The following is a 12,696-nucleotide window of genomic DNA, read 5'->3' as shown; positions in this document are numbered from 1 at the left end:
GAGTTAAATACCATGTAAATACGTTTCTAGATGTTCTTTACTTAAGTTGTTTGATAGTCCGATTAATAGCTTTAGTCGCGCTTTAGGCCCATTAATGCTGGACGCAAAGATTGCTCCAGATTTCTCTAATTGAACGCCGCCACCTAAATAATCATATACTGGTGCAGCAACACCATTGAAGCTTCTTGACACAATGACCACTGGCGTATTTTTCGCTAATAAATATGCTACTCCGCGAGCTGCTTCGCGAGATAAATTACCAGCACCAAGTGCTTCAATAATAATGCCGTCAATATTAGCATCAGCCAAAATTTTCAATAATTGGCCATCCATGCCAGCGTACGCCTTTAAAACAGGGATATTTTTGTTAATATCCACATCTGGTAATACTTCTCGTTGTGGCAGGTCATAAAAGTAAATAATTTGTCGTTTCGTTAGTAGCCCCATCGTGCCACTAAGTGGTGACGCAAACGTTGCCACATTAGTAGTGTGTGTTTTAGTTACAAATCGAGCGGCATGTATTTCATCATTCATCACAACTATCACACCACGGTTTTTGGATGTATCATCTGCCGCTACACGTAGCGCAGATTGATAATTGTACAAACCATCTGAACCAAGTTCATTGGATGAACGCATTGCTCCCGTTATAACAATAGGAAACGAAACTTTTAATGTGCTATCCAGAAAGAATGCTGTCTCTTCCAAGGTATCAGTACCATGAGTAATGACCACACCATCAAAATCATTTTTGGCTTCAGAGATACGTTTTTGCAATTGTAGCATATGAGACGGACCAATATGTTCACTTGGTAAATTAAAAATGTTCTCAACTTCTAGTTCGATATTTGGAAAGGTAACCTTTGCTTGAACTAAAGGATTTTCATCTCCTGTTTCGACATCGCCATCAGCATCTTCATGCATAGAAATTGTACCACCGGTATGCAAAACCAAAATTTTTTTCATGATTACTTATTCCTTCTAAAATTAACTAACGTATTTTGCCACGAATGCATTTGCTCAATAAATGATTTTGCACGTGGCTTCAAACCAACTTGTTTTTCGTAAATATAGTCAATTACACGTTGCAAACCACGTTTGGTGATTGCTGACATTTTGATGTCATGTACTTGGCGCATATCAATGACGCTAAATTGACGTAAATAAAACACAGTTTTTTGATCAAGCATTAATCGCTGATCGTCCAGATTAAAATGATGTTCTGAAATAATGCCATTGTACTTTTCAGAATAATCAAATTTCCCATCTACTTGACCTGTAATCGGATCAGCCCTTAAGTTTGGCGCCACCCCTAGAGGAACAAGTAATTGAATTTCAAAAATATTAGCAATAATTTGAGGATCGAGTCCCTCATCTAGTTTCTGTAGCGCGACATAAAGTTGATTATACCAGCGTGTTATCTTTTCCCCTTCTTCAAAGGAAGCATCAATTAAACTAGCAATCAGCGCAGCATAGGCATTTGCTTCGATATCTTCGATAAGCCGTGAATATACTTTTATATCTTGAACATCATTCATGTAACCTAGTCCGGTTTCTCGTTTCGGTAGAGCACCATCAAAAGTTACAATTGTGTAAGGTTGTGTACCAGCTGAGAGTTTAGAAGTAGCTTTCTTTGCACCTCGCGCCAAAAAAGTTCGCATGCCGTACGTTTCCGTTAGTATGCGAACTAATAAATCATTATCTTTATATTGTCGTGTATATAATACAATGCCACGAATAATTGCCATAATGACTCCACTAAATCAATCGCCAAAATTTTTCTTTATGACAACACGGTGCTTTGATACAGCATCATTTTAGTAATCTTCTTGACGATATCCTAATGTCTGCAAAGCTTGTGGTCGGTCACGCCAGCGAGGCTCAACCTTAACCCAAGTTTCAAGGAAAACTTTGTCCCCGAGTAAGCGTTCAATGTCCTTGCGCGCCCTCGTACCAATATCTTTGATCATCGCACCCTGTTTACCAATGATGATATTCTTCTGTGTTGGTCGTTCAACAATAATTGATGCCTGAATATGAATTTTTTCTTCATTTTCACGAGCAATTTTGTCGATAACGACAGCAACTGAATGTGGTACCTCTTGACGTGTTAACTGCAATACCTTTTCGCGAATTAATTCTCCAATAACAAAACGTTCAGGGTGATCCGTTAATTGGTCTGCATCGAAATATTGAGGCCCTTCATCCAAGTGAGACACAATATTGTCCAACAACTCTGGAACATTATCACCCTCTGTGGCAGAAATTGGAAATACTTCAGCCCACTCAGGCGCATCATTCTGATAGCTAGCAATAACATCAAGCAAGTCATTTGGCGCTAATAAATCAACTTTGTTAATTAGTAAATAAATTGGTGTATTTTTAACTTCTTGTAACCGGTCAATAATGAAATCGTCACCACGACCACGTGCCATTGAAGCATCTACCACAAACCAGATTGCATCTGCCTCATGAAGCGCAGAAAATGCAGATTTTACCATAAAATCACCGAGTGAATTTTGTGGTTTATGTACACCTGGCGTGTCAATGAACACAACTTGTGCATCATCCGTTGTATAGATGCCTTGTATTTTATTACGGGTAGTTTGTGCTTTATCTGACATAATGGCAATTTTTTCGCCAACGATGCGGTTCAAAAGCGTCGATTTACCAACATTTGGACGACCAATAATCGCCACAAATCCTGATTTAAAAGTAGATTCTGTCATAATATATATACGGTCTTTGGCCGCATTCTCCTGTATGTGTTTTATTTACTAAAGTCATGAATAAATTGTGAAAAATTGGTAACAATACCAAAATGCCGCCAAACATAAGGTTGAAATACAATCAATAAGATAATAATTTCAAAACCCACGGCAACTAAAACGCCACCAGCAGCGACATCTTTTGCCAGCCCGGCAAGTGGATGATATCTTTTTTCGACAACCAAATCAACCACAGCTTCAATAATCGTGTTCAAAAACTCACTCGATATCACTGTAAATACTGCGACCGCAACCCACAACCAATCTGCACGGTTTAAGCCAAGATGTAAGCCCACAAGCAAAATGAGAAATCCTAGCAAGATATGTATTCGCATGTTGCGTTCTCTGACTAGTATCAGCCAAATACCGTGCAAAGAGTTTCTCATGGCTCGAAAAAATGTACTGTTTCGTTGTACTTTTTTATTGTAGTCTTTAGGCGCACCTTCTAGCTTTTTATCTTTTGAGGCCATAATTATCTAAAATCTCTCGTTGTAAATCAAACATTTCTTTTTCTTCTGCATCGCCTAACATATGATCATATCCATTCAAATGTAAGAAGCCATGCACCACTAGGAAGCCTAACTCACGTTCATAGCTATGCCCCAAGTACTCTGCCTGAGAATTAATAATATCCACAGAAACCAGGATATCACCAATATTTTTCGCTAACTCGGCATCCATCAATTCGTCTGGTAAAACCGGAAGATCATCACCGTCTTCCTCAATTGCGAAACTAATGACGTCAGTGGGTTTGTCTATACCACGATATTTTTTATTGTATTGATGAATTTCTTCATTGTTCATAAATGTTACAGACATTTCTGTATTATCTGGCAATTCCAAATATTTGCCAGCATAATCTAGTACACAACGAACCAGATCCTGATGATATTGATTAACACCAGCTTTTGTTTGGTCAATAATAGCCAAATCCATTAGTTAATTTGCTCCTTTTTTAATTCGGCTAATTTTTTCTCAGCTGCTTCATAGGCACCAACTATTAGACCGACAACCGGATGACGAACCACATCGGCACTACCAAAATGAATAAACGATACATGATTCACGTCTTTCAAAATACGTTGGACCGAAATGAGCCCGGATTTTGCACCATATGGTAAATCGATTTGAGAGATGTCCCCATTAATAATCATTTTTGAGCCAAATCCAAAACGCGTTAGGAACATTTTCATTTGTTGATTCGTTGTATTTTGTGCTTCATCTAGAATAATAAATGCATCATCCAATGTTCGACCACGCATATAGGCCAGTGGCGCAATTTCGACCACACCACGCTCCATTAACCGCTGGGTCTGTTCCGCGCCAATTAATGCATTCATAGCATCGTAAATAGGACGCATATATGGATCTACTTTTTCTTTCAGATCACCTGGAAGAAATCCTAGTGACTCACCTGCTTCAACAGCAGGACGTGTGATAATAATTCTTTCGACGTCACCACGCTTCAAGGCTGATATTGCCATAACAACTGCTAAAAAAGTCTTTCCTGTTCCAGCCGGTCCGATGCCGAACGTGACATCATTTTTACGAATTGATTGGACGTACTGGCGTTGACCTAAATTTTTAACGTGAACGGAACGCCCTTTATTATCACGAATTAGTACTTCAGAGTATAGGTCACCAAAATATTCCAATGTTCCACGCTGTGCCATTGTTATTGCACTCACAACGTCAGTATCGGATATATTAATTTGATGCTTAATTAATCTAGTTAATTCGCGTAGTACAGCTTTAGCTAATGGCACTTTATCCTCATCACCTGAGATGGTCATTTGGTCACCACGAGCATGAAGTCGCACAGTTAGTCCTTCTTCGATTAACTGTAAAAAATTATCATTAACGCCAAGCAACTTAGTCTGTTGCTCCACATTTTCAAATGTAAAAATTTGCTGAACTTGTGCTGTCAAAAAGCAAATCCCCTTTATATGTTTCCTTTATTCTACCATATTGCCGTGATTGATGGTAGTTTATGCACTAAATATCAGGCAAAATAAAAAGGACCATTGTCCTTTATTCCACAGTCAAATCATGCATAATTGCGTCATAACCTTCAGCTTCTTCATCAGCTGTCAAACGCAGTGGTGCAGCAATGAGTTCTGTTATTTTAGCTAAAACATATGTGCCAATCGCAGCAAATGCGATAGTAAATAAAATTGCGACTAACTGCTTACCAACCAATGATATATTCCCGTTGATTAGACCAGCAACACCGCCAACACTTTTATCAGCAAATACACCTGTCAATATTGCACCCACGGCGCCGCCAATACCATGAATACCAAAAGCATCTAATGTATCATCATATCCAAAACTATTTTTAACAAATGTGATACCAGCAAAGCCTATAAAACCAGCTAAGAGTCCCATCACTACAGCTGCCCATGGTGCCACAAAACCAGCAGCAGGCGTAATAGCAACTAGACCAGCAACACCACCACTAGTAATACCGGATAATGTAGCACGTCCATGATACTTATATTCAACAAGACCCCAAGTCAATACAGCTGCCGCTGATGCTAACCATGTGTTAACTAATGCTAGAACAGCTGTGCCATTTGCTGCAAGAGCTGATCCAGAGTTGAAACCAAACCATCCAACCCATAACAAAGCGCCACCAATCAAAACATAAGAAGGTCGTACAGGTATGTGCTTGTCAATATGACGATGTCCAATCATCAAAGCCAGCACCAATCCAGTTACACCACTAGAAATATGAACAACAGTTCCACCAGCAAAATCAATTGCGCCTAACTGAGCCAAGAAGCCACCGCCCCAAACCATGTGCGCTAACGGTGAGTAAATGAAAATCAACCAAAGTGCAATAAATACGAGCAATGCTTTAATTCTAACTCGACCAATGACGGATCCAGTAATAATTGCGGCTGTTATTATCGGAAACATACCTTGGAACAGGGCAAATGCACCGTCAGGAATTGTTAAATCTTTAGTAGAATGCGTGAATGAAACATTCGTTAAGAACAAATGTTTAAAATTACCAATCACATTTCCACTACCACCAAATGATAACGTATATCCAACAACAAACCATACTAACGAAGCAATTCCAATAATCATAACTGGAATAAACATCGTGTGTAACAAGTTTCTACGCTCACCTAAGCCACCGTAGAACAAGGCTAATCCAGGTGTCATTACCCAGACTAATGCAGCTGAAACTAAAACCCATGCTAAATCACCACTGTTCATTAAATCACTCCTACTTGTTTTTTTATTATTAATTTAATATTAGCAGTTCGCTAAATTTTGGTATTAAACTGTGGTAGCTTTTCTTACATTAAATTAAAAAAGACTATAGTGATTTGAATAATCAAATCATTATAGTCTTTTTTACAAGTATAAACTAGAATTATTATACTGTTTGAACAGTCAACATGTTTGTTGTACCTGATTGTGACATTGGTACACCTGCTGCAATAACAATAGTATCACCTGAATTAGCCAATCCTTGGTCTTTTACGGCCTTCTTAGCTAAGTCAACCATTTCGTCAATAGTCTTTGGTGCATCATAAACTACTGGAACAACACCATAGTTCAATGTCAAACCACGTTGTACGCGTTCTGAATAAGTAACGGCCAAAATGTTAACATCAGGACGGTGCTTTGAAACCATACGTGCAGTGTAACCAGAGTTAGTTGATACAACAACAGCCTTAGCGTTCACATTGCGTGCGATACGAGCAACAGATGCTGCAACAGCTTCCGTTGAATCAGTCTCATCGAAGAAAATATCCTCATGACGACCGTTTTCGCGCAATGAAGTTTCAGCTTTTTCGTCGATAGCAGCCATTGTGGCAACAGATTCAACTGGATAGTCTCCGTTAGCTGATTCACCTGATAACATTGTTGCATCAGTACCATCAAACACAGCGTTGGCAACATCGGAAGCTTCGGCACGCGTAGGACGTGGGTTTTCTTCCATTGAGTCAAGCATTTGTGTAGCAGTAATAACAGGTAAACCTGCCTTGTTCATCTTGCGAATCATGTCTTTTTGAACCAAAGGCACGTTTTCAGCAGGAATTTCAACACCCATGTCACCACGTGGTACCATCAAGGCATCTGAAACTTCCAAAATTGCATCAAGGTTGTCAATACCTTCTTGTGATTCAATCTTAGGAATAATTTGAACATGTTCCATGTTCTTTTCCTTCAATAGTCCACGAATTTCAAGCACATCTTCAGGCTTACGAACGAATGAAGCAGCAATATAGTTGATTTCGTGATCCAAACCAAAACGGATGTCATCAGCATCTTTTTCAGTAATACCTGGCAAGTTAATTGAAACACCAGGTGCGTTAACACCCTTACGTGATCCCAAAATACCATCATTATCAACGCGAACAACTAATTCGCGAGTGGCTGAATCTTTTTCGATAACAGTTGTACCAAGCAACCCATCATCAAACAAGACTTGTCCACCTTCTTTAACATCATCGAACAAACCAGCGTATGTAACGGCGATTTTTTCTTTCGTTCCTTCAAGGTTTTCATCCATTGCAATACGCAATGTGTCACCTGTATGGAATTCGATCTTGCCGTCAGCTTGCTTTGTTGTACGGATTTCAGCACCCTTAGTGTCCAACAAAATACCAACTGTCTTACCAGTAATCTTTTCGGCTTCGTGAACAGCATTCATACGACCCAAATGTTCTTCGTGATCACCGTGTGAAAAGTTAAAACGGAATACGTTGGCGCCCGCTTGGATTAACTTTACGATTGTTTCGACATCAGATGATGACGGACCAAGTGTTGAGACGATTTTCGTCTTTTTCATGGTTAAATAGCTCCTTAGTTATCTTGGTTGTTGCTTGTGCAACTCTACCCAATCTCTATTTTATACATTATGACCCATTTGTACAAGTCATATTATTAGTAAGTTTGTTTAAAAATAATATTCTCACTGCCTAGTAAAGCTGCTAATTCGCGCATGATAACGGTTTCACTAGTCATCCAAAATTCTTGATCAAGTTTTTGATTTTTACCATCTTTTTGCCAGTGAATCACCACTGGATTATGGCCATGATGTTTTTTCATGATTTGGCTGATTTCCTCACGTCTTTCCGGTGTGTCATGCTTTTCGTCAAGCTGAAGAAACCAGGTCCCTTGAATAGATTGAACGCGCTGGGGTTCTGGCGCTAAATTAATATGATTAGCCACAATAGCGATTTCATTCCGCATATCACGCTCTGATTTACCAGCAATACTCAATATTGTTCCGGGCTTTAGAAAATTGCTTATTTTTTTAAATAGTTGTGGGAATATAGTTACACTAATTTCTCCAGTGGTATCAGAGACTTTCACGAAAGCCATGTCATCCCCTTTTTTAGTGCGGATCTGGCGAATACTGTCGACAATTGCGATTATTTTTTCAACCTGACTGGGCTGTACGACATTTCCTATTTGACTAAAACCATTTTCCAAAATGAAATCAACATATGTATCTAAAGGATGACCTGATAAATTTACGCCAATGACTTCTTTTTCTTTTTTCAGACGATCAGACAAAGCAAAATCATCATACTTCTTAATTTTCGTTTCTTCCAAAATTAAGTTACCAAAGCTTGCACCTTCAATCAAACTCGCTATATTTTCGATTAGTTCGCGTCGATTATAGCCAAACGAATCAAGTGCACCAGCATATACTAACTGCTCTAACACTTCTCGTTTACGCATTTTATCTGGCAAACGTCTTACAAAGGACTGGATTGTTTGAAATGAACCATTATTCTGGCGCTCTTCCAATACACCAGTCACAAAGTCTGTACGAACACCACGGATATTATTCAAACCCATTTGTAATTGGTTTTCGATAGATGTCCAAAACTTATATGACTTGTTGACATCTGGCGCTAATACTACAATTCCGCGTATTTTGGCTTCAGAAACATATTGTTGCACTTTTTTCTGTTCACCCAGATTTGCATTTAATAGAGCTGTAAAAAAAGCAACTGGATAATGTGCCTTTAGATAGGCCAGTTCAAAAGCCAATTTACTATAAGCAACTGCGTGAGAACGATTAAAACCATAATTAGCGAATTCATCAATATAAGAAAAAATAAGTTCTGCTTGTTCTTGATCATGCCCATTTTTTAAAGCGCCTTTAATAAATTGTTCATGCAATTTCTGCATTTTGTCGACTTTTTTCTTCGACATGGCACTTCGTAAAACATCCGCCTCACCTAGCGTGAATCCAGCATATGATTCCGCAACTAGCATAACTTGCTCTTGATATACAATAATACCAAAAGTGGGCGCCAAAATAGATTTCAAACTAGGGTCTGGGATCGTCACTGCTTCTTTACCATGGCGTCGAGCGATAAACTTATCAATATTTTGTGCAGGACCAGGACGATAAAGCGCGTTAACAGCCACAATATGTTCAAAGGTGGCTGGCTTCAGCTTTCGCAACACATTTTTAATGCCTGCAGATTCAAATTGGAAAACCCCATTTGTGTCGCCTTTAGCAAATAATGCTAAGGTTTTGGCATCATCTAAAGCAATTTTGGTAATATCAAACCCTTCTGGTAGCTCTTTTTGAGCATAATAGAGTGCCTGGCTTAAAATGGCTAAATTTTGTAGTCCTAGAATATCAATTTTAAGTAACCCTAATTGTTCAACCGGATCTTTTTCAAATTGTGTTAATAAGCGTCCCTCCGTACCAGATTGCACAGGCAATGTTTGTACCAAAGGATTCGCACTAAGTACAATTCCTGCCGCATGTGTAGAGTAATTTTTTGGTAAGCCTTCAATTTTCAACGCCGTTTGTAATAACAATCTACCATTATCAATATCACGAAGGGCATTCTGTAATTGTGGTGCTTTAAGCGCATCATCAATGGACACCTTACGTCCATTTTTTCCTTCAGGTATACTAGCACTCAACTTGCTCAATGTCGGGGTTGGTAATCCAAACACCCTACCAACATCGCGTAGAGCTTGTTTAGAAGCTAAAGTACCAAATGTAATAATTTGACCAAAATTTCTTTTCCCGTACTTTTGATGAAGGTAGGTGAATAGTTCTTCACGTTTGCTTGGTGGCCAATCAATATCAATATCAGGCATTTGCACTCGCTCATCATTTAGAAAACGTTCAAATAGCAAGTTAAATTGCAAAGGATCTACATCGGTAATTTGTAAACTGTACGCAACCAAAGATCCAGCGACAGAGCCACGTCCTGGTCCAGTTTGAATGTGATTTTTATGTGCGAAGTTAACAATGTCCCAAACAATCAGGAAGTAATCGCTAAATCCTAACACTTCAATGGTTTTTAATTCGTGCTGCAATCTTTCTTCGTACAAGTTCAAACTCACATTATGCCCTTGCAATCGTTTTTTTAATCCACTGACAGCAATCGTTTCTAAAAACTGTGCGTTGGTCACGCCAGATGGTGTTTCAAAGGGTGGTAAAGCTGTATCTTTAAATTCAATGCTGACATTGCTTTTTGATACCAATAATTCGTTATTAATATAGGCTGTCTTTAGTATTTCTGTACCTTGGTATTCTTGCTGAACGACAGCTAAATCTCTTAAAATATGTGAGCCTTGTTGTTGAGCCAAAATTTTAATATCGTCCAATTTAACATTTGCATCAATTGCTTTTAAAACTTGAGTGGTGAAAGCATCATCTGAGTTAAGATAATCAATATCATCTAAAGCAATCATATGACCACCAGTACGTTCGCTAAATTGTGCTAACCTCTCTTGTATCTGCGGTGCCATTTGCGAATTAATACCAATAAAAGAATGGCGCTCGTCAACAAGGGTGAGGAGTTGGTGCCAATAATTATTAACTTCCTCATACCCTGAAGAGATGAGCTGAACGAGCTCACTGTCAGTTGGAAAAACAATGTTTATACCGTCTAAGTGTTTAACCATTGTTTCCCACTGAAAATCTCCTTGACTAGTCATCTTGGCTGATGATAGCCACATTAGATTTTGGTAGCCTACTTGATTCTCAGCTAATAGTACGACTGGAAATAGCGTGGCAGTATTCACAAGTCCGTTGACCATTAATGTCAAGCCAAATAAAGGTTTAATCCCATGCTTTTTTGTTTGTCGAAACCAGTCTATCGCCCCGTACATTACATTAACATCAGCCAGTGCAATGGCTTCATAACCACGAGTCTTTGCCGTTTGGACAATTTGTTCAATTGTATTTGGATTTTTTAATAAGCTATAACTGCTTAAAATTTGAAGCGGTGCGTACATTTCAACTCCTTATACGAACATCCGTTTTCTTTAATTATACAGAAAAATCACAGAAAAGTCGTTAATTTTAACAAATATTAGGGTTCCGTAAAATCACAGATTAGACATTTTCTATTTTCTTGTTTAAATTCCCTTAAAAACTTGCCATTTGTGAAAAAAGGTGTATTATAATGACAGTAAAGAGGTAAAAATCATGAAATACATTATGGTAGCAATTTGGTCGGCAATATTTGGTGAGATTTTGGGTTATATTGTATCCCAATTGAATTCTGGTACTTATGATTTTGTTACTGTTGCTGTCATTGCTGTCATTGTTGGTGAAGTTGCGCTAGTTGCAATTCCAGCAATTTCAGGATCAGCTGCACCAAAAGAAGTTGCGTCTGAAGAATAAATCACAAGATTAAAAAAGAGCTCAGTTGAGCTCTTTTTTGTTTATCTAAAAGTTATTTTTCTTGTGCAAGTTTTACAATTTCTAAAATGACGTCTGTTGCCTGTTCCATAACAGTTGTAGAAACATATTCAAAACGGCCATGCATATTTTCGCCACCGGCAAAAATATTTGGTGTTGGTAGCCCTAGGAAAGTTATTTTTGAACCATCGGTACCGCCACGGACAGGCTCAATAATTGGTTTAATCTCTAAGTTATTCATCGCTTTTTCAGCCAAATTAACTGAACGCATATCATCTTTCAAGATTTCACCCATATTATAGTATTGATCTTTCAATACAACTTTAATACGCTTTTCCCCTAATTTCTGATTAAAGGCATCGGCAATATCTAATAATCTTTGCTTACGTTCTTCAAATATATTTCGATCATGATCACGAACAATATATCGCAGGGTTGCTTCTTCAGGATTACCGTCAACTGCTAGAAGATGCCAAAATCCTTCTGTTCCTTCAGTATTTTCTGGCCGATCATGGACTGGAAGTTGTTCATGGAAATCAAATGCTAGTTGAATGGCATTAACCATTGTATCTTTTGCAGTTCCTGGATGAACATTTCGTCCCTGAATTGTGATAACGGCGCTCGCAGCATTAAATGTCTCCCATTCAAGCTCGCCTAACGGTCCGCCATCCATTGTATAAGCGAAGTCAGCACCAAATGTTTCAACATCAAAATGATCGGCACCAATACCAATCTCTTCATCTGGTCCAAAAGCAAATCGCAAATCACCATGCTTGATCTCTGGATGTGCAATTAAATACTGAGCTGCCGTAATGATTTCAGCATCTCCAGCTTTATCATCAGCACCTAATAGTGTTGTGCCATCAGTTGTAATTAGAGTATGTCTCGCATATTTTTTTAAGCTAGGAAATTCGTTAGTTGTCAATTCGTAACCACTATTTCCCAACTTAATTGACGATTGGCCGTCGTAATTTTCAATAATTTGTGGGTTAATGTTCGCTCCATTAAAATCTGCAGTATCAACGTGTGCAATAAAGCCAATTGTAGGCACAGCACTGTCATCAATATTGCTTGATAATTCCGCAAATACATAACCATCCTTCATGGTGCGTACATTTTCAAGACCAATAGCTTTTAACTCCTCAGCTAAATCTGCCAAAAAAGCGACCTCTTTAGGTGATGACGGCACTGTTTCTGAGTTCTCATCAGATTGTGTATCTACCTTTACATACTTCAAAAAACGTTCTGTCAATTCAGGATACTTTGTCATAT

Annotated in this window: 11 protein-coding genes; 1 reads left to right on the top strand and 10 read right to left on the bottom strand. The window is 38.5% G+C overall.

Annotated features, from left to right (window positions below; all coding sequences use genetic code 11):
* Positions 1-3: 3 nt before the first annotated feature.
* From LEUM_RS03810 to LEUM_RS03770, 9 genes are all read right to left on the bottom strand, one after another.
* Positions 4-966, bottom strand: a complete 963-nt coding sequence (locus LEUM_RS03810; protein WP_011679562.1) for an asparaginase — start codon at positions 964-966, stop codon at positions 4-6.
* Positions 967-968: 2 nt separating this feature from the next.
* Positions 969-1,748, bottom strand: a complete 780-nt coding sequence (gene recO, locus LEUM_RS03805; RefSeq protein WP_011679561.1) for a DNA repair protein RecO — start codon at positions 1,746-1,748, stop codon at positions 969-971.
* A gap of 69 nt (positions 1,749-1,817) precedes the next feature.
* Positions 1,818-2,729 (bottom strand): GTPase Era, encoded by a 912-nt coding sequence (era, locus tag LEUM_RS03800; protein WP_011679560.1) that lies wholly within the window; start codon positions 2,727-2,729, stop codon positions 1,818-1,820.
* A 41-nt stretch (positions 2,730-2,770) separates the two neighbouring features.
* Positions 2,771-3,238 (bottom strand): diacylglycerol kinase family protein, encoded by a 468-nt coding sequence (locus tag LEUM_RS03795; RefSeq protein WP_010284749.1) that lies wholly within the window; start codon positions 3,236-3,238, stop codon positions 2,771-2,773.
* A complete protein-coding gene (gene ybeY, locus LEUM_RS03790) occupies positions 3,222-3,704 on the bottom strand; it encodes an rRNA maturation RNase YbeY (protein WP_011679559.1) in 483 nt (160 codons plus the stop codon). Before ybeY ends, LEUM_RS03795 begins: the two co-directional genes overlap by 17 nt.
* Positions 3,704-4,696, bottom strand: a complete 993-nt coding sequence (locus tag LEUM_RS03785) for a PhoH family protein (protein WP_011679558.1) — start codon at positions 4,694-4,696, stop codon at positions 3,704-3,706. The genes ybeY and LEUM_RS03785 overlap by 1 nt, the downstream gene beginning before the upstream one ends.
* Positions 4,697-4,799: 103 nt before the next feature.
* Positions 4,800-5,996 carry an ammonium transporter gene (locus LEUM_RS03780; RefSeq protein WP_010287422.1) on the bottom strand — a complete coding sequence of 399 codons (1,197 nt, stop codon included), beginning with the start codon at positions 5,994-5,996 and terminating at the stop codon, positions 4,800-4,802.
* A 163-nt stretch (positions 5,997-6,159) separates the two neighbouring features.
* A complete protein-coding gene (pyk, locus tag LEUM_RS03775) occupies positions 6,160-7,581 on the bottom strand; it encodes a pyruvate kinase (protein ID WP_011679557.1) in 1,422 nt (473 codons plus the stop codon).
* Positions 7,582-7,676: 95 nt separating this feature from the next.
* Positions 7,677-11,015, bottom strand: coding sequence for a DNA polymerase III subunit alpha (locus LEUM_RS03770; RefSeq protein WP_011679556.1), 3,339 nt, complete (start codon positions 11,013-11,015; stop codon positions 7,677-7,679).
* A gap of 193 nt (positions 11,016-11,208) precedes the next feature.
* Here LEUM_RS03770 and LEUM_RS03765 point away from each other — a divergent pair, with 193 nt between their 5' ends.
* Entirely contained in the window at positions 11,209-11,406 is a 198-nt protein-coding gene (locus LEUM_RS03765; protein ID WP_010289296.1) for a YjzD family protein, read from the top strand.
* Positions 11,407-11,458: 52 nt separating this feature from the next.
* On the opposite strand, the gene pepT is transcribed toward LEUM_RS03765, so the two are convergent.
* Positions 11,459-12,694 (bottom strand): peptidase T, encoded by a 1,236-nt coding sequence (gene pepT, locus LEUM_RS03760; protein WP_011679555.1) that lies wholly within the window; start codon positions 12,692-12,694, stop codon positions 11,459-11,461.
* Positions 12,695-12,696: the final 2 nt, after the last annotated feature.

The organism is Leuconostoc mesenteroides subsp. mesenteroides ATCC 8293 (genome assembly GCF_000014445.1).
Taxonomy (GTDB): domain Bacteria; phylum Bacillota; class Bacilli; order Lactobacillales; family Lactobacillaceae; genus Leuconostoc; species Leuconostoc mesenteroides.
Note: the sequence above shows the minus strand (reverse complement) of the source record. Positions and strands in the feature narration are given on the sequence as shown.